The sequence below is a fragment of the Actinokineospora sp. HUAS TT18 genome, assembly GCF_051364635.1.
Lineage (GTDB): Bacteria > Actinomycetota > Actinomycetes > Mycobacteriales > Pseudonocardiaceae > Actinokineospora.
This window is the reverse complement of the sequence record NZ_CP195645.1, coordinates 246,429-270,003: the sequence shown is the minus strand read 5'-3', so window position 1 is coordinate 270,003 and position 23,575 is coordinate 246,429. Positions and strand designations below refer to the sequence as shown.

General features: G+C 68.1%; 16 protein-coding genes and 1 pseudogene. 1 reads left to right on the top strand and 16 read right to left on the bottom strand.

Translation table 11 applies throughout. The features are described 5' to 3' along the window. Positions 1–29: 29 nt before the first annotated feature. Positions 30–1,067: pseudogene (locus ACSHT8_RS01325) on the bottom strand (glycerophosphodiester phosphodiesterase family protein); the annotation flags it as partial. A 64-nt stretch (positions 1,068–1,131) separates the two neighbouring features. Then, on the bottom strand, positions 1,132–3,165 hold the full coding sequence (gene pabB / locus ACSHT8_RS01320) for an aminodeoxychorismate synthase component I (RefSeq protein WP_436496884.1): 2,034 nt from the start codon (positions 3,163–3,165) through the stop codon (positions 1,132–1,134). Between the two features lie 362 nt (positions 3,166–3,527). On the opposite strand from pabB, the gene ACSHT8_RS01315 reads away from it, so the two are divergent. Further along, positions 3,528–4,634 (top strand): sensor histidine kinase, encoded by a 1,107-nt coding sequence (locus ACSHT8_RS01315; RefSeq protein ID WP_436501959.1) that lies wholly within the window; start codon positions 3,528–3,530, stop codon positions 4,632–4,634. A 936-nt stretch (positions 4,635–5,570) separates the two neighbouring features. On the opposite strand, the gene ACSHT8_RS01310 is transcribed toward ACSHT8_RS01315, so the two are convergent. The 14 genes from ACSHT8_RS01310 to uvrC all read right to left on the bottom strand — a co-directional run bounded on the left by ACSHT8_RS01310 (position 5,571) and on the right by uvrC (position 23,549). Further along, the gene (locus ACSHT8_RS01310) at positions 5,571–11,591 is read right to left on the bottom strand and encodes a PA14 domain-containing protein (RefSeq protein WP_436496882.1); all 6,021 of its coding nucleotides are present in this window, start codon (positions 11,589–11,591) and stop codon (positions 5,571–5,573) included. A gap of 265 nt (positions 11,592–11,856) precedes the next feature. Next, entirely contained in the window at positions 11,857–12,030 is a 174-nt protein-coding gene (locus ACSHT8_RS01305; RefSeq protein WP_436496880.1) for a DUF397 domain-containing protein, read from the bottom strand. Between the two features lie 6 nt (positions 12,031–12,036). Further along, positions 12,037–12,879: a helix-turn-helix domain-containing protein gene (locus ACSHT8_RS01300; RefSeq protein ID WP_436496878.1), complete on the bottom strand. Its 843-nt coding sequence runs from the start codon at positions 12,877–12,879 to the stop codon at positions 12,037–12,039. 167 nt (positions 12,880–13,046) lie between these two features. Further along, positions 13,047–13,421, bottom strand: a complete 375-nt coding sequence (locus ACSHT8_RS01295; RefSeq protein WP_436496876.1) for a hypothetical protein — start codon at positions 13,419–13,421, stop codon at positions 13,047–13,049. A gap of 301 nt (positions 13,422–13,722) precedes the next feature. After that, the gene (locus ACSHT8_RS01290; RefSeq protein WP_436496874.1) at positions 13,723–14,064 is read right to left on the bottom strand and encodes an RNA polymerase-binding protein RbpA; all 342 of its coding nucleotides are present in this window, start codon (positions 14,062–14,064) and stop codon (positions 13,723–13,725) included. A gap of 56 nt (positions 14,065–14,120) precedes the next feature. Then, entirely contained in the window at positions 14,121–14,354 is a 234-nt protein-coding gene (secG, locus tag ACSHT8_RS01285) for a preprotein translocase subunit SecG (protein ID WP_436496872.1), read from the bottom strand. Between the two features lie 120 nt (positions 14,355–14,474). Next, entirely contained in the window at positions 14,475–15,260 is a 786-nt protein-coding gene (tpiA, locus tag ACSHT8_RS01280) for a triose-phosphate isomerase (RefSeq protein WP_436496870.1), read from the bottom strand. After that, the gene (locus ACSHT8_RS01275; RefSeq protein WP_436496868.1) at positions 15,260–16,447 is read right to left on the bottom strand and encodes a phosphoglycerate kinase; all 1,188 of its coding nucleotides are present in this window, start codon (positions 16,445–16,447) and stop codon (positions 15,260–15,262) included. The genes tpiA and ACSHT8_RS01275 overlap by 1 nt, the downstream gene beginning before the upstream one ends. Before the next feature lie 5 nt (positions 16,448–16,452). After that, a complete protein-coding gene (gap, locus tag ACSHT8_RS01270; RefSeq protein WP_436496866.1) occupies positions 16,453–17,457 on the bottom strand; it encodes a type I glyceraldehyde-3-phosphate dehydrogenase in 1,005 nt (334 codons plus the stop codon). Between the two features lie 333 nt (positions 17,458–17,790). Then, positions 17,791–18,660: an alpha/beta fold hydrolase gene (locus tag ACSHT8_RS01265; RefSeq protein WP_436496864.1), complete on the bottom strand. Its 870-nt coding sequence runs from the start codon at positions 18,658–18,660 to the stop codon at positions 17,791–17,793. Positions 18,661–18,718: 58 nt separating this feature from the next. After that, a complete protein-coding gene (whiA, locus tag ACSHT8_RS01260) occupies positions 18,719–19,705 on the bottom strand; it encodes a DNA-binding protein WhiA (RefSeq protein WP_436496862.1) in 987 nt (328 codons plus the stop codon). Between the two features lie 69 nt (positions 19,706–19,774). Then, positions 19,775–20,719: a gluconeogenesis factor YvcK family protein gene (locus tag ACSHT8_RS01255; RefSeq protein ID WP_436501958.1), complete on the bottom strand. Its 945-nt coding sequence runs from the start codon at positions 20,717–20,719 to the stop codon at positions 19,775–19,777. Positions 20,720–20,742: 23 nt separating this feature from the next. Beyond that, positions 20,743–21,627, bottom strand: a complete 885-nt coding sequence (rapZ, locus tag ACSHT8_RS01250) for an RNase adapter RapZ (RefSeq protein ID WP_436496860.1) — start codon at positions 21,625–21,627, stop codon at positions 20,743–20,745. Continuing rightward, complete coding sequence (gene uvrC / locus ACSHT8_RS01245; protein WP_436496858.1) at positions 21,624–23,549, bottom strand: excinuclease ABC subunit UvrC; 1,926 nt, start codon at positions 23,547–23,549, stop codon at positions 21,624–21,626. Before uvrC ends, rapZ begins: the two co-directional genes overlap by 4 nt. Positions 23,550–23,575 lie beyond the last annotated feature (26 nt).

Here is a 23,575-nt window from a genome sequence, read left to right as displayed (position 1 = left end):
CGGTGACCCTGCACGTCCAGCGGCGACGCGTAGGCGCGAGGCAGCTTGAAGCCGCGCTCACCGAGCAGGGTCCGCAGGCGGTCCGGGTAGTCGGTGATCAGGCCGTCCACGCCGTCATCGATGAGCTTGCCCATGGTCGGCACGTCGTTGACCGTCCACGGGATGACTTTGATGCCGTTGCGGTGCGCGTGGTCGACCATGGCCTTGGTGACGTACGGCCGGTAGCCGGGGTCGACGACCGAGCCGCCCTGCGGGAAGCCGTGCACCGGCGAGAACGCCGACGCGCCGAAGGACTTGACGGCCTTGATCGGGTCGCCGCCGAAGTCGTCGATGTCGAGCCCGCCGAGCCACGGCGACTTGCCGGGCTGGCCGGTCTGCAGGAAGTCGTAGTTGGTCAGCGCGACCAGTGGCAGCCGGGGCGCGACCTCGCGCATGCGGATCAGGGCACCCCAGTCGAAGCTCTGGATGCTGACCCGGCGCTCGACACCCGCCGCCGCGATCTCGCGCGCGGTGATCTGGACGAACTGCTCACGCGGCGCGGTCTGCTCCGGGGCGCCCGCCTCGACCTTGGTCTCGATGTTGAACCGCACGTCGGCGCCGTAGCGCTTGACCAGCGCGAACACCTCGCGCAGCAGCGGCATCCGCGCGCCGGGCGCGAGGAGCTGGCCGGGGCGGTCGGCCAGGCCGACGGAGCCACAGTCCAGGGTGCGCACCTGGGCGAAGGTCAGGGTGTGGACGTACTTGCCGACATAGGGGAACTCCGGGTCCCCGGCGGTCGCGGGCGCGGTGTCACGGCACTTGCGGGCGTCGACCTTGCGGTCGTGGGTCACCATCGCCTGGCCGTCCTCGGTGATCTGGACGTCGAGTTCGAGCGTGGTCACCCCCAGCCGCAGCGCGTTGCCGAAGGAGCTGAGGCTGCTCTCGACGCGCAGGCCGAGGCCGCCGCGGTGGGCCTGCAGGTCGAACTCGCGGGGGTGCTGCGGGGCGGCGGTCGCCGCGCCGGGCGTGACGATGCAAGCGAGCGCGGCGATCGCCGCGGCTCCCGCACGCACTGAGGATCTGGTCATACTCGCGATAGTGGCAACCGCAGGGGGACTGACCATGGCCGCCGGGTGACGCCTGGTGGAACGCTCAGCCCGTCCGCACCCGGCCCGGGAACTCGGCGCCCAGCAGGGTGAGCATCACGGTCGCCTTGACCGCGGTCTCCTCGTACTCCCCCGCCGGGTCCGACAGGGCGATGACCGCGCCGCCGACGCCGAACGACACCGCGCCGGGACGCACCACCAGGGTCCGGATGACCATGCTGAGGTTCGCCGCGCCGGTCAGGGAGAAGTAGCCGAGGACACCGGAGTAGACCCCGCGCGGGCCGCGTTCGAGCTGGTCGATGATCTCCATCGTGCGGATCTTCGGCGCGCCCGTCATCGACCCGCCGGGGAACGCGGCGCGGACGCAGCGGACCGCCGAGACGCCCTCGGCCAACTGGGCGCGGACCGTGCTGACCAACTGGTGGACCGTCGCGTAGGACTCGACCTCGAACAGCGCGGGCACGTGCACGGAGCCGACCTCGGCGTAGACCCCGAGGTCGTTGCGCACGAGGTCGACGATCATCAGGTTCTCGGCGCGGTCTTTCTCGTCGGTGGCCAGGTCGTGGCGCAGCGCCTCGTCCTCCTCCGGTGTCCGGCCGCGCGGGCGGGTGCCCTTGATCGGGCGCGACTCGACCTGGCCCGCGGCCGTCACCGACAGGAACCGCTCGGGCGAGGTGCTCAGCACCGCCAAGTCGCCGAAGCGCAGCAGCGCGCCGAACGGGGCCGGGCTGGCGCGGCGCAGGTAGCGGTAGGTCTCCCAGACGTCGACCGTCGCGCCCGCGGTGAGCATGTTCGTCAGGCAGACCTCGTAGGTCTCACCCTCATCGATACGGGCCTGGCATTCCTCGATCATCGCCAGGTACGCGGCCCGGTCGTGGCGCGGGGACAGCCTGCCCGCCTCGACCCCGCGCACGACGGGCCGGGCCTGGGGTTCGAGGGCGGTGAGCCGGGTGGCGGTCTCGGCCAGCCAGGGTTCGTCGAAGGCCAGCAGATACAGCTCGCCGGTCGCGTGGTCGAACACCAGCGCCCGGTCGGCGAAGACGAACTGCGCGTCGGGATCAGGCGAGTGGTGGACGCGGTCGCCGCCGCACTCGGCTTTGAGCTCGTAGCCGAGGTAGCCGACCCAGCCCAGGGCGAAGTCGAAAGGCAGGTCGGGCGCGTCGACCCGGTTGCGGGCGATGTCGGCGTCGAGCCAGGCCAGGAAGTCCTCTTGGACGACCTCGACCCCGGTCTGGGCGGTCACGGTGACCTGCCCGGTCCACACGTCGGCCGAGGCGACCCGCGCGGATGGCCCGGAGGCGTCGCCCATGATCGAGAACCGGCCGCCCGCCGCGCTGTCGAGCCAGAACGCGTGCGTCTGGTGCCGGAAGAGCGCGTCGAACACCTCTTCGGCGGTGACCGCCACCGTCAGCCGCTCGACGTGGACCCGCTTGGCGGCGGGCGCGGCGGGGTGGTGGGCGGTGGGCACCTTCGCGGCGACCACGGTCTCGCGGGGGTGCTCGGCCCACCAGCGGCGGGTCAGGTCGGCGAAGTTGGCCAACAGCGTGTCGCCGTGCTCGGTGCAGATCGACTCGGGGTGGAACTGCACCCCCCACGCGGGCCGCTCCCGGTGGCGGACCCCCATGAGGACCCCGTCGTCGGCCCAGGCGGTGGCTTCGAGCTCGGCGGGCAGATCAGCCACGGCCAGCGAGTGGTAGCGGACCACGCGCATCGGCGAGGGGATGCCCGCGAAGAGCTCCCGGCCGTCGTGGTGGACCGCGGAGAGGCGCCCGTGGCGCACCTCGGGAGCGTGCACGACTTGGGCGCCCGCGAGCAGGCAGAGCCCTTGGTGGCCGAGACACACCCCGAGCAGCGGCTGTCGGGCGGCGGCGAGGACGGCCCGGCTCAGCCCGATGTCGCGGTGGATCGCGGGGTGTCCGGGGCCGGGTGAGATGACCACGTTGTCGAAGTCGACGAGCCCGCCGAGATCCCAGTCTTCGTCATTTCGGACAACAGTTGGCCGACCGCCCTCGATCGAGGCCAAAGCCTGGTAGAGGTTATAGGTGAAGGAGTCATAGTTATCGATGATCAGCGTGCGCACCCTCCACCTCCCTCCCTGGCCGGCGATTTGCTGTCGCACAGAAATGAGCGGCTCGCCGTCCCTGAAAGACGAGGTCAGACTCCTCCAGGGTGACGAGCACCTGAGGCTGGTCGCAGGCAGAAAGGCGATCCGTGCCACACCGACCCCGCCGCACAGGCTCGAACCGCAAGAATGCTACAACCCCGGAGGGCGTCCCGGAGCAGCGCGCGGCCGAGCATGACTATCCTGAGCTGCGCGAACCCACCGAGGATCGTCGTCGACTCAGCGGAGGTGACATTCTGGTCGCCAACACGGTCGTCCCCCAGGACACCGCTTCCGTTCCCGCGCCCCGACCCAGCCAGCGCCTGCACGTCCCCGTGCGGCTGGCCCCGCTGTGGGCCGACCAGCGGGTACGCGGCATCGCCTCGGACGTGGCCGCCGTCATCATCGCGGTGTTGGATGTCTGGCTGGTCGTCCCCGAGGACGCGCCGACGTACTCGATCTGGCTGTCCTGGATCGCCATCCTCGCGATGCCCCTGCGCAGGCACTTCCCCTTCATCGCCGTGCTGGTCACGGTCCCCGGCTTCTTCGTCGGCTGGTCCCAGCTAGCGGCCATGATCGCCTTGGGCACTGTGGCCAAGCGGTATCTCTTGAACTGGCGGACGCTGGTTGGCGCCCTCTTGGTCGCCCTGTGCCGCTTCGTCCTATGGCCCTGGGAAGACTTCCTGGCCCTGACTTGGCGCGAACACTTCCTGGACGCGTTGTACGGCGTGCTCGTGGCGGGGATGCCGATCGCTATCGGCATGCTGATCACGGTGCGGCAGGAGCTGTCGACTCGGATTCGGCAGTTGGCGCGGTCGCGGGCTCGGGAGCAGCGGCTTCATGCTCAGACTGTGCGTTCGGCGGAGCGGGCCAAGCTGGCCCGGGAGATGCATGACGTGGTGTCTCACCAGGTCACGCTGATCGCCATGCAGGCTGGGGCGTTGAAGGTCGGCGATGTCAGTGATGAGACTCGTGAGGCCGCGGAGACTATTCGGGCTCTGAGCACTCGGACTTTGGAGGAGTTGCGGGAGCTTGTCGGGGTGCTGCGGTCTGGTGGGGATGAGGATGACTACCAGCCAGGGCTTGAGGACATCTCGACTTTGGTACACGGGTGCGATGTGTCGGTGAAGCTGGCTATGGATGCTTCACCTGAGCAGCTGCCTGCGCCGGTTTCCCGGGCTGCTTATCGGACTGTGCAGGAGGCTCTGACTAACGTGCGCAAGCACGCGGCTGGGTCTTCTACCTCGGTTCGGGTGCAGGTCGCGGCGGGGGTTCTGCTGGTGGAGGTCCGCAACGGCCCTTCCCGCGTCCAGTCAGCTGGCCTGCCCTCCGGCGGCCACGGCTTGGTTGGCCTCCAGGAACGCGCCTGCCTACTCGGCGGCACCTTCGACTCCGGCCCCACCCGAGACGGCGGCTTCCGCGTCCGCGCGACGTATCCGCTGGGCTAGTCACCGCCAGACCGCGATGCCGCTGGTCGCCACGAGCCTAGGAATGGCGGGGAGATCATCGGCGACACGCCAGGTCGAGGGGGATGAGCCAGCGGTTCGATCGCGAGCCGAGGTCGGTGGCGACCTCACCGATGCATAGAAATAGCTCAGAAGTCCAGGTCTCGGGATGATCTCCACTCTCGTAAGGATGGGAGCCATCTCAGCATGCGTCCGCAAGCCCAGCCCTCGCTTCTGCCATGCGATCCATTTTGCGACCAGGAACCGAATGGCTGACACTCGACCAATTCGCACACCTTCAAACACTAACGCACATCCTCAAATGCAAGATGGGTCGCGAACTTAGTCAGCGAACCATCGGGCGCACGGACTTGCGGCGCAGAACCTCCCATACGCGCAAGCGGCGAGTTTGGGCGGTGCAGCAACGCCACCTAAACTCGCCGCCAAATACGGGCCCAAGGCATAACCTGCAGTCGCCTAACTCCTCGCCTCACCGGAACGGCGCGCAACCCGCCAAGAAACGAGACTAGACGCTATATAGCCCGTGAAGCAAATAGCAAAGCAAACGAATATCCATCGACCAACTTCGTCAAACCAAGTTGGGGTGTCACCTTCGTCAAAAGCCACCCCGGCCAGGTTATAAACAAGCGTGGCAATAATGCAAGCCACACCCGCCTGACCAAATAAGGCGGACGCGCCACGCGCCGAAACATCGGACGAGGTCTTCGACGGGAGGACGTACTGACGCCCGAGTGTCACATACAAGATTACACACAAAGAAAACGGGACAGAAAGAACAGGCTCACCAGCCCTTGCCAGTTCCATCGGAACCCATCCGAGCGCGCTGGCTGAAATCAACCCAATCAATCCAACAAAAAGCCCGCAGCTCAGAACGCCGACAGCATGCAGGAACCTACCTCGAGCCATTGTTATTCCACCCTAATCAAACCACTTTGCCGATGTCGGCCTCATACAAGCCCAAGCGTCACTATACGAGTCTCCCCTGCTATTATTCTTGTCGATTACACTCTTGACCGTAAGACAGGTCGCGCCGTACCCGGTGCTAAATTTAGCCGCACCCTTTCCGTATTTGGCAGCACTGCTCATTGCTGATCGCCAGCTACCACCGCGAACTACGCGTGTGACGCGGCCCACCAAAGCGCGACCGCCTCGCAGAAGTAGGCGTCCAGCCCAAGGAAGGGCAGTCCGGGTGATCCACGGGATTGCTGTACGCACTATCCATGGACCAGCCGCACGCACAGCCGCAAACAGAAGAGGTATGCACATCGGGCAACGACCATCGATGTCAACAGTGTTGATCGGGTCAGCGTAGACGTAGTCATAGTCATTGGAACTGCCGCCATCGACGGGGTCGACGGAGAGGAAGCGACCGAGGGCAGGACTGTAAGGACGTGCGCCCATCTGGATGATGGAGAGTGCCCCTGCGTGTTCCTGCGGGCGTTGGTGCTGCCCCAGCCAGCCATAGTCCATCTGGCCAGGCTGATTGTCAGGCATGCCCTCCGTGGCCGTCTGCCCAGTGACAGCCTCGCCATAGGGTCCGTAGACCCGCCAAGGGCCGGTCTGGATTCCATTCGGCACGGTCGTCAGGCACAAGTCACCGCGGACTGTCGGGTGGTCCCAGGTCTGGTCCGCCGCGATCGGCTTCCAGGTGTAGAGCACGCCACCAGGCAGCGAGATGCTGCGGGTCAGCAGCTTCTTGTCCGCCCCGTTCATCGCGTACTCGGCCGAGTCCCCGCTGCCGGTAAAGCCGTAGCGGATGTCGGTGACCGTGTCACCGGAGGTTGCTTGGCGGCGGGTGATGCGGTCGGTGGCGTCGCGGGTGTAGGCGACGTCGGCGGGGTCGGCGCCGGTGGTGCGGATGGCGATGTTGCGGTCCGCGCTGTCCCAGGAGAAGTACGTGGTCGCCGAGCCCTGCGTGTACTGGGTCGTGCTGCCGTGGCTGTTGTACTGGATTCCGGTGATCGCCGACGCGCCCGTTGTCGCCAGGATTCGGTCGGCGGAGTCGTAGCAGTAGCCCGTCTCCGTAGTGCCCGCAGTGGTCTCGTCGAGCAGACGCACCCGGTTGGTGTTCAGCCCGGCGTTCGCGCGCGTTCCGGTCGGGCATGCCGCGGGAGCGGTGGAGGTGAAGTCGTAGGTGAAGTGGTGATCGGGCACCCACGCCTCGGTCAACCGGCCCGCAGCGTCATACAGGTAGTTCGACGCCCCCGGACGCGCGTCCACACCGCCAAGAGACTCGTCGATGACGGTCCCAGCGCGAGTGCGAGTGACGGTGGACGTCACCGACACATTGTCGCTGGTCTTCCACGTCTGCGAGGTCACCCGACCGGCCGTGTCCTTGCCGACCGCCGACAGCGAACTGCCATTGGAATAGGCGACAGTCGCCAACTCGCCCGCCGCGTCGTAGGTCGATGTCGACAGGGTCGTCGTGCCGAGCTTGGTGGTCAGCACCCGGCCGGCGTCGTCGTAAGTGTTGGTCATCTCCTGGGCGGGGTCGGCCGCGTTCGGCGGGATGACCTTCTCCAGGGTGACGCGCCCGGCCTGGTTGTAAGTGGTTTCGGTGCGCAGGCCGTTGGCGTCGGTGTAGGCGATCACTCGGCCGAGCAGGTCGACCTGGGTGGTAACCGTGCCGTTGTAGTCCGCCACCGAGGTGGTCAGCGGGTCGCCGCCCACGGCGTAGTTCGTCGTGATCGTCCGCGCACCCGCCGACACATTCGCCGGAAGCATCTGCGTCACCACGCGGTCCCGCGCGTCATACGTTGTGCAGGACCAGTCGCCCGAGGTGGCGCGGGCGACAACGCGACCGGACAGGTCGTAGACCTGCTCGTCCGTGCGAGCCGACCCGGTGGCCGGGGCGGTCATGGTGGTCAACTTCGCCATGCCGCCCTGGTTGACCGCATCAGCGGCCGGAGTACACGGGTTGTCCCGGGCCTCGGTGTCGCCGTAGTACACGTAGCTGGTCTGGGCACCTGTAGGCATCGTCTTCGATGTTTTGCGCAGGAAGCCCGTACCGACGGGTTCATAGCCCGACCGAGAGATCAGGCCCGCCGTGGTAGCGCTGGTAGCCAACCCGAACGTGGAGTCAAGGCCGTTCTCGTTGAAAGAGGTCGACGCGACCGAGTCCACGACACCGCCCGACTCCGACGTCACCGTCGAGGTCGTCAGGTCGTAGCGTGGGTGCAGGTAGTTGAGCGGAATGTTCTGCTCCACTCCGCCCGGGGGAATCCAGTTCAGGTGGAACAGGGCCTGGTAGGTGGCGTCGAAGTACTCGATCCGCACCTTCGCCCGATGACCTGCGGACGGGCTGACATAAGTCGCAGTGCGCTGCTTGGTCGCCGTCTCGATCCAGTCGTTGATCAGCATCTGCTCGCCGACCCACATCCGGACACCGTCGTCAGCCCACAGGCTCAACGTGTACGTGCCCGCGTTGGGGAACTCGATCTCACCGGTGAACCGGGCCGACCAGTTGTCGGCTGGGATCGCAGGGTCAGGTGCGCCATTGCCCCAGTCGCGCACCATGTTGGCGCCGGCCGACACGCTGGTCGTGTACGCCTTCGGGGCGCCGAGCATGTGGCGGTTGTCGTAGTAGGCGACCGACAGGCTGTTGATGCCCTCGTCGTAGTTGGTGTGCGACTTCGGCACCGTGCTCGCACACGCCGCAGTGGGAACCTGCCCGGTGAAACACGACGCCGGGGCCGGACCGTAGGAGTCCACCGGGCGATCCTGCGCGTCATAGACCGTGGTCGACACCCGGCCCGCGGGGTCGGTCGTCGTCAGCTTCTGGTCCTTGACGCTCCACGTCTGCGACGAGGTCTTACCCGTGGCGTCGGTGGAGGACAGTGTGCGGTCGGCGCCGTCGTAGACGACCTTGGTGGCCCAGCCGGTCGCCGTGACCAGGCCCAGCGCGTTGACCTTCGTCGTGCGGTTGGGCACGTCGTAGGTGTAGGTGTGTCCCGGTCGTGCTTGGCCCACAGCAGGCACCGGCGCCGTGACGGCTGTGGCCTTCGGCTTGACGCCACCGTCGTAGGTGATCGTCGTGCTGGTCGCAACCGAGCCGCGGGTGGCCGGATCGGCGGCGACCCAGTCCGCGGCCAGGTTGTCTCGGACGCCACTGAGCAGTCCGTCGGCGTTGTAGGCGTAGTCGGTCAGCTCCGAACCCGGGTCCTCGATCCTGGCCAGGCGGCCGCCGACGTACCACAGGCGGGTCTGGGTGCTGTCCCAGTACGTGATCCGGCACAGCATCTGCGCAGGCGCCAGCGCGTCGAACCCGGCGGGCACGCTCGCGCCGCCGTAGCAGTCCTCGCCGGGCCGGTTGTAGAACAGCGTGTGAGCTCGGTTGGAGACGGGGTCCTTGATCTGCACCAGGCGCGACGGCGTGCCGTTGTAGATGTTCTGCAGCGCGGCGGGCTTGCGTGAGTCCTGCACGCTGGACTGGGAATCCAGCTTGCCGTCCGGGCGGAAGACATAGATGTCCGCGCCCTCGGACAGCGTGACCTGGCCGTTGCTGTTCAGCGACAGGACACCGATCTCGTCCTGCGGCGGCGTGTAGCCCCCCTCGCTCTTCTTCGTCCACGTGTGCTTGGCACCCGTGGCGTCGGTGAGCACGATCGTCTGGTCGGCCACCTTCGCCTCGGTGTAGCCTGCGCCGGATCCGTCCAGGTCAGCCGACAACGTCCAGCCCTTGGGCAACGCCGGGGAGTCGGTCGTGGCCAACCAGTCAGCGGGAACGATCTGCGACGGGACCGTGGTGCCGTCGGTGGTGCGGGTGTACAGCTTCATCCGCGCGTCGTTGGTGATCTCCTGAAGTTCGACCTTGATCGGCACAGCCTGGCCCGCCGTCAACGCCACCCCGGTCGCCGCAGCCCAATCCAAGTAGTTTCGCGGGGTCGCGACGTCATAAACCTTCTGGCCATTGATCCAGATCACCGGACCGTCATCGTGCAGACCCGCGAACTGGTAGGTGCCGGTCACCGGCGGGATGAAGAAGCCCTCCCAACGCACCAGCCACCAGTCTTGGCCCAGCACTGGTGGGAATGGCGACGCGGTGCCCCAGTCGGCGTTGATCTGAGATTCGTTCCGCACCAGCACCGGGGTCTGGATCGCGTCGTTGATCAAACCGGCGTGGGAGATGTCGTGGAAGTAGGACGCCTTCACGCCCTTGGACTCCGGCTGCTGCGAGTTGTAGGCCAGCGACACCCCAGCGGTGCCACCCACGGTAGTGAACGTCGGCGAGGACGCCGAGGTCGACACGTTGCCGTTGGCCAGGTTCACGGTCACCGGACCCACACTGTCCACAGGAGACGGTCCGTGGGCGCCGATACGCTGATCGACCTTGAAATGCCCAGTCCAGGTTCCAGTGGTCTTGGTATAGCCGCTGTAGGTCGAGGCCTTCCACGTATAGGCGACACCATCGGACAACACACCGTCGGGCACGGTCCAACTCGGCGACGTCGCGCACCCGGAATCGACCACCATGCCCGACTTGCCATCCGCGCCGGTCGCCACCGTGAAGCAATACTTCACCGCGTCACCGTCAGCGTCGGTCACCGGGTTCACCGACAGCGTCGGGGTCAGCGACGTCGACACCGAATTGTCCACCGGCGCGACCAGAACCGGCGCCGGAGGAGCCGAACCGGTGTCGATGTGCAATGTCGCGTTCAGGTTCTTGTAGGTGAACGTGCCCGCGGTTTCCGTACCCGTCAACATGAAATAGGTGTAGTCGTTGCCCGCGGCGCTGCTCTTCACCAACGCCGTCAGCGCCGGGCTGTTGAAAGTGCCGACATCACCCACCGGCGCGGACGCCAGGTGAGCGCCGAAGCCGTTGTAGTTGAAGTTGTTCCCATGCCACAAGTCCGCGTTCCACGCTCGGTGGGGCGACCCGCCGCCGATCCGATCGACGTCCAGCCAAACGCCGACGACGTTCTGTCCGAACACCGGCGAATAGTTGAACCGCATCAACGTGCGGAAGTACGTGTCGCCTGCGGCCTGGCTGTTGCCGATCTTCACACCACAAGCAGTGCACGAATAGCTGTCAGAGCGGTACGCGTAGGACTCCGACAGACCGTAGGAGAACGTGGGGTCGATGTTGACCGGGTACACCCGCTTCGGGTCACGCAGCCACGCCTCGTCCACCGACACCGTCAGGACCCACCCGGATCCGACCCGCTCCAGCCCGTACGTGCCGCCGGTCTGCGCGGGCGCCTGCGTCTCGGTCTCCGACGAATCCCACGTCTCGATCGGCGGCATCACGATCTTCACCGCACCCGCGGCATCAGCCAGCGCCACCGAACCGTCCGCGGACAGCGACGGAGTCAACCCAGCGGTGTCCAACCGGAACCGCCACGACGCCTTCCCTTGCGCCGGGGCCTTGCGCAGCCGGATGGTCTCCTTCACCGCGTTCGGGGTGACCTCATAAGTAAGATCCGTGTCGGGCGCGACGTCGGCGTACTCCGCGTGCACGCCACTGGCCTTCGCCCGCTTGCCTCGAGCCGCGTTCTCCAACGCCAACGACGCCCGCACACCGTCGACCTCGACCGACACCAACGCCTTGTCATCGGCGAACTCGGCCAACGACGGGTTCAACTGGTGCCGGACCGCCTTGAGCCGCTTGCTCGACGGTTCCTCACGCAAACCGGCGTCGATCGGCTGCCACACACCCGCGCTGTCCTTCATGTTGCGCGGCTGCGTCGACTGCACCAACGTCCGGGTGCCGTCCGGGTTGACGTACTCATCCGCGAACGCCGACCGCGACACAACCCGCGAGCGACGGTTGTCCAGACGCGACCGCTCACCCTCCAACGGCGTGAAATCCGCCGCAGGCTTGACGTCGGCAACCTTCTCCGGACGCGCCTGCTCACTGCGCAACGCAGGCAACGTCCGCACATCCACAGACGCAGGCTTGGTCGACACAGCGGCCGCCGCGACGGGCGCGATAGCGGCCACCGAAGACCCCATCAACGCCAACGACAAGCCGACTACAGACGAGCGAACGAACAACCCGCGCACACCAGAACGCGCGCCACTACGGCGAACAGACACCGAGCCCCCAGAGCCATGGTGCGGGTCCCCGACCCCCACACAGCCACAACAAACGTAGGAACTCTTTCCGACGGGACCGGGCTGAACAATCGCCCGAACGGCGGATGATCGCGCGAATGGCGCGCTTTACCAGGTCAGAGCGGCGCGGATTCGAGTTGTGACGTGAGGCTCATCCCACGAGGTGGGCGAGGCGCCGCGGCGACCAGGAGGATTCGGGCAGCCGCAGCGTGCCGCCATCGGGGTTCTTGGAGTCGCGTACGGACACGGAGGTGGAGTAGGCGACCTCAACACAGTTGGCCTGGGTTGGCTGGCTGAACGACGATCTCCGCCACACCGCGTGCATCGCGTTTCAGCTCCGCTCGTAGTCGGCCATCAACCTCGTTAGGAAATTCACCGTATCGGCCGCTCCGAGCGCGACCCTCATCAGCGCCGCCGTTCGACACTCGAACCCTGCGACTTGGTCCGGGGCGTCGATGAAGCCGGCCACACCGCTGTTCTCGACATAGACGACGGCCGGTTCACCAGCGAATCCCATCCACCGATACGGACCCCAGTTTGGATACATTCCGTGGCGGGCGGGGATGACGTGAATGTTGATGTGGGGTAGCTGTGCTCTGCCGATCAACCAGTTGATCTGCTGGACCATCACCTCTGATCCGCCGCACGGCCGCCGCAAGATCGCCTCATCGATGATCGCGGTGTATTGAGGCCCTGCCAGCTTCGCGAGCACCCGCTGTCGGTCGATCCGGGCATCCACATACGGCTCCTGTTCCGATCCAAGGACGCCCGCGACGGTGAGCAGGCCGCGCAGGTACGCGGGGGTTTGCAGCAGGCCAGGGATCACCGCGTTGTCGAAGTCGACCACCGTGCGCGCCGACGACTCGAAGCCAATCAGCGTGGGGAGCAGGCGTCGCGGTCGGTCGACTGTCTCCAACCACTCTCGTGCGTCAAGATTCTCGGCGAGATCCATGATCCGATGCCGGGCCGGGCCGGTAATTCCGTAGAGCGTCAGCAGGCTCGCCACATCGGTCGGGAGCGAGACCCGATTCGCCTTCTCGGTTCGATTCACCGTTGCCGGGGAGGTCCCGATTCCTCGGGCCGCCTGCACGGTCGTCTTCCCGGCCCGCACGCGGGCCGCCGCCAGTTCCATACCCAGTGCCCGCATACGCGCGGGTCGTCGATTGCCGGTCACCCGATCATGAGACCACAGATTTCACTCTGCGCAACCGGCACAATCGGCTGAGTGATTTCGGCAGGTGAAACGGCCACACGTCAACCGCGACCGCGTATCCCACGAGCGCGCCACTTGGCTGACGGGCCGAATTGGTCTCGCCGTGCCCACCACGCCGCTGGGCTGAGCTATTTAACGGGACGCCAGATTCGCTCGCCTGAGGTGATCGAACTGAACAGCCCGGCGGGGAACTCATAGTCGAACGCTCCGCCCCTAATCGCGTACCACTTCCCATCACGGGAACCGACGCGCGCTTCCAACTCGCCGTTGCCGAACGCCGCCAGCAGTGCTGCGAACTGGGCGCGCTCGCGATCGTCGGCGAGGTCGATTTCCATACCGTCGCTCGCATCGACACTCACGATGACCAAGTCGGCGGCCACCCGAACAACCAACTCCGGCCCGCACGCCTTGCCGATCCGCATCAGATGCGGACTGAGGCGGCGAACCTCCAGCCCGCCAGTCTCGATCGCTGAGGTGACCATAGCCTCCAGCAGCGCACGCATGCGGTCGATGCTCAACGGCGTATCCCACGAGCGCGCCACTTGGCTGATGGGCTGAGTTGGTCTCGCCGTGCCCACCAAGCAAGCAACTGTGGGCCGAACCCAAATGCCACGAGAAACATGCTGACGTTCCACGGCCGCGGAATCCAGTCGTGGGCGACGACAATGGCGGCGATGAACACGGTGAAGACCGCGGCTCGAAAGAGCGTCACCTTCGGCCATCTGCGCGCCATTGGTATCACCTCATCCCACGAAAGAAGGCCACCCAGGACGAACCCGGGTGGCCTTCTTCAAAAGAGCGAACTCAGCCTTCGCGCTTGGCGCGCAGCTTGGCCAGAGCCTCAGCGAGGATCGCCTCGCCATCGGCGTCCGAGCGGCGTTCCTTCACGTAAGCCAGGTGAGTCTTGTACGGCTCGTTCCGGGGAGCCTTCGGGGGCTCCTTCTCGTCCAGCCCGGCCGGGAGGCCGCAGCGTGGGCAGTCCCAGCTCTCCGGCTTCTCGGCGTCGAGAGCGAAAGACGGGCGTGACTCGTGCCCGTTGGCGCACCAGTAGGAGACCCGTTGCCGAGGGGCGGACTCGCCGCGCTCGGATTCACCCATGGGACCAGCACCGACCCGGGTACCCCGGATCGCGTTACCACCGGCCATTGATGTTCACACCCCCACCATGTGGTTGGTCGGATTGACGCGTGGACCCGTGGGGGTCAGACAACCTTGACCAGCAGGCCAAGGCCGATCACGCAGATGATCCACACCGAGCCGACGAACAGCGTCACCCGGTCGAGGTTCTTCTCGACGACGCTGGAACCGGACAGGCTCGACTGCATCCCGCCACCGAACAGGGAGGACAGGCCGCCGCCGCGACCGCGGTGCAGCAGCACCAGCAGGATCAGCAGAAGGCTGGTGACGATAAGGGCGATCTGCAGGGCCAGAACCATGTCATCCTCGCTGTTGAACGGTGGAAGCCACAGGCTACCTGGTGCCGGGGCGGTGTTCGACCACCGCCCCGGCATGTTCAAGCGCTAGCTGTTACCAGATATCCCCGCGACCCGCATTTTCTACGGCAGCGGTCCGCCCGCGGCCATGGCGCAGAGCTTGGTGAACTCGTCGGCCTGCAGGCTGGCACCGCCGACGAGGGCGCCGTCGATGTCGTCCTGGGCGACCAGCTCGCCGATGTTGCCCGACTTGACCGAGCCGCCGTACAGGATCCGAACACCCCCGGCGACCTCGTCGCCGTACTTCTCCGCCAGCTGCTTGCGCAGGGCCTGGCAGACCTCCTGGGCGTCGGCGGCCGAGGCGACCCGGCCGGTGCCGATGGCCCAGACCGGCTCGTAGGCCACGACGACCTTGGCGACCTGGTCGGCCTTGAGCCCCTTGAGGCCCTCGACCAGCTGGGTCGTGCAGTGCTCGACGTGCGTCCCGGCCTCGCGCACCTCGATGCGCTCGCCCAGGCAGAAGATCGGGGTGATGCCGTGCTTGAGCGCGGCCTTGACCTTCTTGTTGACCAGTTCGTCGGTCTCCGCGTGGTACTCGCGGCGCTCCGAGTGGCCGACCGTCACGTACGAGCAGCCCAGCTTGGCGAGCATCGGCCCGGACACGTCACCGGTGTAGGCACCGGAGTCGTGCTGGGAGATGTCCTGCGCGCCGTACTTGAGCAGCAGCTTGTCGCCGTCGGTCATGGTCTGGATGGACCGGATGTCGGTGAACGGCGGCAGCACGGCCACCTCCACCTTCGCGTAGTACTTCTCGGGCAGCGAGAAGGCGATCTTCTGCACCAGGGCGATGGCCTCGAGGTGGTTGAGGTTCATCTTCCAGTTGCCCGCGATCAGCACCTGCCGAGCCATCAGCCCTCCAACACGGAAACGCCGGGGAGTTCCTTGCCTTCAAGGAACTCGAGCGACGCGCCACCGCCGGTGGAGATGTGGGAGAAGCCGTCCTCCGGCAGACCCAGCAGCCGGACCGCCGCGGCCGAGTCGCCGCCGCCGACCACGCTGAACGCGTCGGAGTCGACGATGGCCTGGGCGACGCCGCGGGTGCCCTCGGCGAAGGGGGCCAGCTCGAACACGCCCATCGGGCCGTTCCAGAAGACCGTCCCGGCCGCGCGCAGGATCTCGGCGTAGCGCTCGACGGTGATCGGGCCGATGTCGAGGCCCTTCCAGCCTTCGTAGATCTGCGCGGCGAGCACCGTCTGCACGTTGGCGTCGGCGGAGAACGCGTCGGCGATCACGATGTCGGCGGGCAGCTCGATCTTGTCGCCCGCCTCCTCCAGCAGCCGCTTGCAGGTGTCGATCATGTCGGCTTCCAGCAGCGAGTCGCCGATGCCGAGGCCCTGGGCGGCGAGGAACGTGAAGCACATCCCGCCGCCGACGAGCAGCTTGTCGACCTTGGGCAGCAGCGACTCGATGACGGCGAGCTTGTCCGACACCTTCGACCCGCCGAGCGCTACGACGTAGGGCCGCTTGGGCTCACCGGCGAGCTGCCGGAGCACCTCGACCTCGGCGAGCACCAGGCCACCGGCGTAGGCCGGGAGCTTGGTGGCCACGTCGTAGACCGACGCCTGCTTGCGGTGCACGACGCCGAAGCCGTCGGACACGAACGCGTCCGCCAGCGCGGCGAACTCGTCGGCCAGGGCCGAGCGCTCCCCCGCGTCCTTGCTCGTCTCGCGCGGGTCGAACCGCACGTTCTCCAGCAGCGCGACCTGGCCGTCGGCCAGGCCCGCGACCGCCGCCTTGGCCGAGTCGCCGACGACGTCGCCCGCGAGGACCACGTCGGTGCCGAGCAGCTCACCGAGCCGCGCGGCGACCGGCGCCAGGGAGAACTTGGCGTCCGGCGCGCCCTTGGGGCGGCCGAGGTGCGCCGCGACGATCACGCGGGCGCCCGCGTCGGCGAGCTTCTTGATCGTCGGGAGCGAGGCGACCACGCGGCCGTCGTCGGTGATCTTGTCCCCGTCGAGCGGGACGTTGAGGTCGGAGCGCACGAACACGCGCCGACCAGCAACACCCTCGGCGAGGAGGTCGTCGAGGTTCTTCATCGCGCTCAGAGCTTGGAGGCGACGAGGGCGGTCAGGTCGGCGAGGCGGTTGGAGTAGCCCCACTCGTTGTCGTACCAGCCGACGACCTTGACCTGGTTGCCGTTGACCTTGGTCAGCGGCGCGTCGTAGATGCAGGACGCCGGGTCGGTGACGATGTCGGAGGACACGATCGGCTCGTCGTTGTAGCGCAGGATGCCCGCGAGCTTGCCCTCGGCGGCGGCCTTGTAGGCGGCGTTGACCTCGTCGAGCGAGACCTCGCGGCCCAGGGTGACGGTCAGGTCGGTGGCCGAGCCGGTCGGCACCGGAACCCGCAGCGCGTAGCCGTCGAGCTTGCCGTTGAGCTCCGGGAGCACCAGGCCGATGGCCTTGGCCGCGCCGGTCGAGGTCGGGACGATGTTCAGCGCGGCGGCCCGGGCGCGACGCAGGTCGCTGTGCGGGGCGTCCTGCAGGTTCTGGTCCTGGGTGTAGGCGTGGATCGTGGTCATGAGGCCACGCTCGATCACGAACTCGTCGTGCAGGACCTTGGCCAGCGGCGCGAGGCAGTTGGTGGTGCAGGAGGCGTTGGAGATGACGGTCTGCGAGCCGTCGTACTGGTCGTCGTTCGCGCCGAGGACCACGGTCAGGTCCTCGCCCTTGGCGGGCGCGGAGATGATGACCTTCTTGGCGCCACCCTCGTCGACGTGCTTGCGCGCGTCGGCGGCGTTGGTGAAGAAGCCGGTCGACTCGACCACGACGTCGACGCCGAGGTCCTTCCAGGGCAGCTTGCCCGGGTCGCGCTCGGCCAGCGCCTTCAGGTGGTGGTCGCCGACCTGGATGCCGTCGTCGGTCACCTTGACGTCGTAGGGCAGGCGGCCCAGGACGCTGTCGTACTTGAGCAGGTGGGCCATGGTGGCGACGTCACCGAGGTCGTTGAAGGCAACGATCTCGATGTCGTGGTCACTGGCTTCCAGCGCCCGCCAGAAGTTGCGACCGATGCGACCGAAGCCGTTCACACCTACACGAACCGTCACCGTTGGTCTCCTCTTTCCCTTTGTGACATGGCGGCCTGACTGGATTCCGCCCCCCTGAGACCCTAGCGTCCGCGCGCGCGTAAGCAGGTCAAGAGGTCAGCGGTCTCTCTTTATCGAATCAGACCTGTCACGTGATCGCCAGTGCCGGACCGGTGTTTGCTCACATGCCGGACACAAAGCAGCGGAGTGGAGTCCGCCAGCCCCCACGCCGGGCGGACTCCACTCCGCTTTCCCCCCACGGGTGCTCCTCCCCCAAGCAGCACCCGCCCTCCCGTGAGTGAAAGTGCGCCGGGGTGCCCAACAGATACCTGTAGAGACAAGATGCGACCCAGGTCACATTTCTGGCCGCGATTTCAGGCCGCAGGCCAGGTCTCGCGAGCCGTCGATCGTCGCCGCGATGATCGAGGCGAGGTCGGTGGGGCGTTCCTCCGGGATCCAGTGGGAGGCGTCGAGCACCTCCAGCCGGTACGGGCCGGTGACGTAGCGCGACGTGAGGTCGGCGGCCTGACGGGTGATGAACCGGTCGCGGGTGCCGCGGATGTGCGTGGTCGGCACCGAGACGTTCCGGCGCACGGCGAAGGGGTTCGCGATGAACATCGCCCGGTACCAGTGGACGCTGTACTTCAGCGCGCCCGAGTCGACCACCCCGTCGAGGACGTGGGCGATCTGCTTGTTGTCCATGCCGGTCTTCGCCAGTCCACGGCTCAGCTGCTTCCGCTGACGCAGGAACAGCTCCGGCAGCCACGGGATCTGGAACGCCAGCATGTACCAGGAGCGGAACACCTGCGGGCTGCTGAGCAGGGACCGCATGAAGGCCATCGGGTGCGGCACCGACACCGACGTGAGGGACCGGACCATCGCCGGGTTCCGCGCGGCCATCGACCACGCGACCGTCGACCCCCAGTCGTGGCCGACGAGGTGGACCGGGGCCCCGATCGCCTCGACCAGCGCGGCGGTGTCGCCGACGAGCTTGCTCATCCGGTACTCCCAGCGCCAGCGCGGGCGGGCGCCGCGGGAGTAGCCGCGCTGGGTGGGGGCGATCGTCCGGTAGCCGCGCTCGTGCAGCAGCGGCGTCACACGCTCCCACTCGGTGGCGGTCTGCGGCCAGCCGTGCAGGAGCACGATGGGTTCGCCGTCCAGCGGACCTTCGTCGATCACGTCGAAGGTGAGCCCGTCGTTGGTGAACGTCGTCAGTCTGGTCATGATCCAGGTGTACCGGGTGACGTCGTCGGTGTGGGCGTCACGTCACCAAGCTGACGGCCTAGGCGTCGGCTTCGAGCATGTCCGGAGTGACCGCCGACTCGGTGTCGGGCAGGCCGAGATCCTTGGCCCGCTTGTCCGCCATCGCAAGGAGGCGACGGATGCGGCCCGCGACCGCGTCCTTCGTCATCGGCGGTTCGGACAGCTGGCCGAGTTCCTCCAGCGACGCCTGCTTGTTCTTCAGCCGCAGTTCGCCCGCGGCCGTCAGGTGTTCCGGGGCCTCGGGGCCGAGGATCTCCATGGCGCGCTCGACCCGTGCCGCCGCCGCGACCGCCGCCCGTGCGCTGCGGCGGAGGTTGGCGTCGTCGAAGTTGGCCAGGCGGTTGGCGGTGGCGCGGACCTCGCGGCGCATGCGGCGTTCTTCCCAGGCCAGCACGCTGGAGTGGGCGCCGAGGCGGGTGAGCAGCGCGCCGATGGCGTCGCCGTCGCGGACGACGACGCGGTCGGCGCCGCGGACCTCGCGGGACTTGGCCTGGATGCCCATGCGGCGGGCGGCGCCGACGATGGCCAGGGCGGCCTCGGGGCCGGGGCAGGTGATCTCCAGGGCCGACGAGCGGCCCGGTTCGGTCAGCGAGCCGTGGGCAAGGAACGCCCCGCGCCACGCGGCCTCCGCGTCGCAGACCCCGCCGGACACCACGGGTGCCGGGAGGCCGCGGACCGGGCGGCCACGCGGGTCGAGCAGGCCGGTCTGGCGGGCGAGGCCGTCGCCGTCCTTGACCACGCGCACGACGTAGCGGGTGCCCTTGCGCAGGCCGCCCGAGGTGATCACGTGGACGTCGGCGTGGTGGCCGTACAGGTCGTGGATCTCCTTGCGCAGGCGGCGCGCGGCGCTGCCGGTGTCGAGTTCGGCCTCGACGACCACCCGGCCCGCCACGATGTGCAGGCCGCCCGCGAACCGCAGCAGCGAGGAGACCTCGGCACGCCTGCAACAGGTCTTGGACACGGCCAACCGACTCAGCTCGTCCTTGACCGCGGCTGTCATCGCCACTGGTGCTCCTCTCCCCGGCCCGGTCAGGGCCACTCCCCGCGCCTATCCCACCACGTCAGGCCGAACGGCTCAGCGCCCCCTCACCGAACTGATCGCCCGGCGCAGGCTCGCCGCGAGGGCCGCGGGATCGTGGCGGTCTCCGGCGGGTCCGGCCGCGACAGTGTCCAACAACATCGCCGCCCCCAATCCTTCCGCCGCACGTCGGAGGCGGTCCGGGGTGGGCACCGAGTCGATGTCGGCGATGACGGCGTCGACCCGCAGGCGGGGCGCGTGCTCGCTCAGTACGTCCAGGTGACGCTCCGGGGAGAAGCCCGCTGTTTCCCCCGGTTGGGGGACAAGGTTGAGCACGACCACCCTGGTCGCGGCCGTGTGAATCAACGCATCGTGTAGTTCTGGGACGAGCAGGTGCGGCAGCACACTGGTGAACCACGAACCGGGGCCCAGCAGCACCACATCGGCGCCACGCACCGCCGCGACCGCCTCGGGACACGCCGTGGGCGGCTGGTCACGGCGCGTGGCGCTGTGCAGCCGGATGCGCCGGACCCGGCCCGGGGTGGTGGCCACGGCGACTTGGCCGCGGATGCGGCGCACGGTCGTCGGGTCCTCCTCCAGGCCGGTCACGTCGGCCTCGATGTCCAGCGGCTCCATCGACATCGGCAGCACCCGGCCGGTCACGCCGAGCAGCCGCGCGGCCTCGGCCAGCGCGGCCACCGGGTCGCCGAGGACCTCCAGCAGGCCGGCGAGCACCAGGTTGCCGATGGCGTGGCCCGCGAGCGCGCCCGTGCCGCCGAAGCGGTGTTCGAACACGGTGCCCCACGAGTCGGTGCCCGCGAGCGCGGTCAGCGCCTTGCGCAGGTCGCCCGGCGGGAGCAGGCCGAGTTCGCGGCGGAGCCTGCCCGACGAGCCGCCGTCGTCGGCGACCGTCACCACGGCGGTGACGTCGTCGGTCAGGTGCCGCAGCGCGGTGAGGGTCGCGTGCAGTCCGTGCCCCCCGCCGAGGGCCACAGCCCTCAGCGGTCGATCGGGTTGGCTCGGGGTCACTCGCGCCCCAGGTCGCGGTGCACGACCTTCACCGCCATGCCGTCCTCATCGGACAGTCTTCTGGACAGCTCCTCGGAGATCGCCACGCTGCGGTGCTTGCCGCCCGTGCAGCCGACCGCCAGCGTCAGGTAGCGCTTGCCCTCGCGCCGGTATCCGGCGCCGATGAGGCGCAGCAGCTCGTGGTAGCGGTCGAGGAACTCGTCGGCGCCCTCCTGGCTGAGGACGTAGTTGCGCACGTCCTCGTCGCGGCCGGTGAGGTCCTTGAGTTCGGGGATCCAGAACGGGTTGGGCAGGAACCGCACGTCCATCACCAGGTCGGCGTCCATCGGCAGGCCGTACTTGTAGCCGAAGGACAGCACGGTGACCCGGGTGCTGGTGCCCGCCTCGGAGCCGAACGCGTCCTCGATCTTGGCGCGCAGCTGGTGGACCGACAGCGTGGACGTGTCGAGGATGAGGTCGGCCTCCTCGCGCAGCGGCATGAGCAGCGAGCGCTCGGCGCCGATGCCGTCGATGAGCCTGCCCTCGCCCTGCAGCGGGTGGCCGCGGCGGACCTGCTCGAACCGGCGGACCAGCACGTCGTCGGTGGCCTCCAGGAACAGCACGCGCGGCTTGTAGCCGCGGGCGTCGAGATCCTTGATGATGGCCGACAGGTCCTCGGTGAACGCGCGGCTGCGCACGTCCATCACGACCGCGACCTTGGAGATCGCGCCGCGCGCCTGCGAGCCGAGTTCGACCATGGTCGAGATCAGTTCCGGCGGCAGGTTGTCCACGACGAACCAGCCGAGGTCCTCCAGGCACTTGGCCGCCGTGCTTCTGCCCGCCCCCGACAATCCGGTCACCACAGCGACCTCGATACCCGGGCCGGGGTGTTCCGTGCTCATGTCTTCCCCTCGTTCAACGCGTCGTACACGGCCTGCGCGGTCGCCGGGCCGATCCCCGGCGCCCCGCTGATCTCCTCGACGCTGGCCGCGCGCAGGCGCTTGACCGAGCCGAAGTGCTTGATCAGCACCGCGCGGCGAGTCTGGCCGAGGCCCGGCACATCGTCCAACTCGGACATTGTCATCCGCTTCGCGCGCTTCTGCCGGTGATAGGCCACAGCGAAGCGGTGGGCCTCGTCACGCACCCGCTGCAGCAGGTAGAGCGCCTCGCTGGTGCGGGGCAGGATCGCGGGCTCCGGCTCGGCGGGCAGCCACACCTCTTCGAGCCGCTTGGCCAGGCCGATGACGGCCACGTCGGTGACGCCGAGGTCGGCGAGGACGTCGGCGGCGGCGTTGGCCTGCGGACCGGCGCCGTCGACCACGAGCAGGTTCGGCGGGTAGACGAAGCGCTTGGGTTTGCCGGTGTCCGGGTCGATGCCCGGGGTCGGCTCCTGGCCGCCGGACTCCCCCGCGTACTTGGCGAACCGGCGCCGCACGACCTCGGCGATCGAGGCGACGTCGCCCTCGGTCGCGGCGGCCCGCAGCGCGAAGCGCCGGTACTCGGACTTGCGCGCGAGGCCGTCCTCGAACACGACCAGTGAGGCGACTACGTCGCTGCCCTGGATGTGGCTGATGTCGATGCACTCGATGCGCAGCGGCGCGGTGTCGAGGCCGAGCTGGTCCTGCAGTTCCTGCAGCGCGGCCGAGCGGGCCGTCAGGTCGCCCGCGCGCTTGAGTTTGTGCTGGGTGAACGCCTCTTTGGCGTTGCGCTCGACGGTCTCCATCAACGCCCGCTTGTCGCCGCGCTGCGGGACCCGCACCTGCACCCGCGAGCCGCGCAGGCCGGTCAGCCACTCACCGATGGCCTCGGCGTCCGGCGGCAGCTCGGGCACCAGGACCTCGCGCGGAACGGCCGCGGCCACGTCGTCGCCCAACTCGGCCTGGTCGCCGTAGAACTGGCTGAGGAACTGGTCGACGAGCACGCCGACCGGGGACTCCCCCGCGTCCTCCAGCCGGTCGACCACCCAGCCGCGCTGGCCGCGCACCCGGCCGCCGCGCACGTGGAACACCTGGACGGCGGCTTCGAGCTCGTCGTAGGCGAAGGACACCACGTCGGCGTCGGTGCCGTCGCCGAGCACGACCGCCTGCTTCTCCATGGCCCGCCGCAGCGCGCCGATGTCGTCGCGCAGGCGGGCGGCGCGCTCGAACTCCAATTCGGACGACGCCTGCGCCATCTCCTTCTCCAGGCGGCGCACCATCGCGTCGGTCTTGCCGGAGAGGAAGTCGCAGAAGTCCTCGACGATCGCCCGGTGCTCCTCGGCGCTGACCTTGCCGACGCACGGCGCCGAGCACTTGTCGATGTAGCCGAGCAGGCAGGGGCGGCCGATCTGGCCGTGGCGGCGGAACACCCCGGCCGAGCACGTGCGGGCGGGGAAGACGCGCAGCAGCAGGTCGAGCGTCTCGCGGATCGCCCAGGCGTGGGCGTACGGGCCGAAGTAGCGCACGCCCTTCTTGCGGGCGCCGCGGTAGACGTGCAGGCGCGGGTATTCCTCGTTCATCGTGACGGCGAGGACCGGATAGGACTTGTCGTCGCGGTAGCGGACGTTGAACCGCGGGTCGAACTCCTTGATCCAGTTGTACTCCAGCTGCAGCGCCTCGACCTCGGTGGACACCACGGTCCACTCGACGGAGGCGGCCGTCGTCACCATCTGGCGGGTGCGCGGGTGCAGGCCGACGACATCGGCGAAGTAGGAGTTCAGCCGCGAGCGCAGGCTTTTCGCCTTGCCCACGTAGACGACCCGGCCACCAGGATCACGGAACTTGTACACGCCGGGCGCGTCCGGGATGGTGCCGGGAGAGGGTCGGTAGGTGGACGGGTCGGCCACGTCCACAACCCTACGGGCGAGGTCCG

Bases quoted from the DNA above. Each gene is read 5' to 3' on its own strand.
- ACSHT8_RS01305 (WP_436496880.1), bottom strand. From the start codon at position 12,030: ATGCACGCGGTGTGGCGGAGATCGTCGTTCAGCCAGCCAACCCAGGCC.
- ACSHT8_RS01295 (WP_436496876.1), bottom strand. From the start codon at position 13,421: ATGCGTGCGCTGCTGGAGGCTATGGTCACCTCAGCGATCGAGACTGGC.
- ACSHT8_RS01290 (WP_436496874.1), bottom strand. From the start codon at position 14,064: ATGGCCGGTGGTAACGCGATCCGGGGTACCCGGGTCGGTGCTGGTCCC.
- secG (WP_436496872.1), bottom strand. From the start codon at position 14,354: ATGGTTCTGGCCCTGCAGATCGCCCTTATCGTCACCAGCCTTCTGCTG.
- tpiA (WP_436496870.1), bottom strand. From the start codon at position 15,260: ATGGCTCGGCAGGTGCTGATCGCGGGCAACTGGAAGATGAACCTCAAC.
- ACSHT8_RS01275 (WP_436496868.1), bottom strand. From the start codon at position 16,447: ATGAAGAACCTCGACGACCTCCTCGCCGAGGGTGTTGCTGGTCGGCGC.
- ACSHT8_RS01265 (WP_436496864.1), bottom strand. From the start codon at position 18,660: ATGACCAGACTGACGACGTTCACCAACGACGGGCTCACCTTCGACGTG.
- rapZ (WP_436496860.1), bottom strand. From the start codon at position 21,627: ATGAGCACGGAACACCCCGGCCCGGGTATCGAGGTCGCTGTGGTGACC.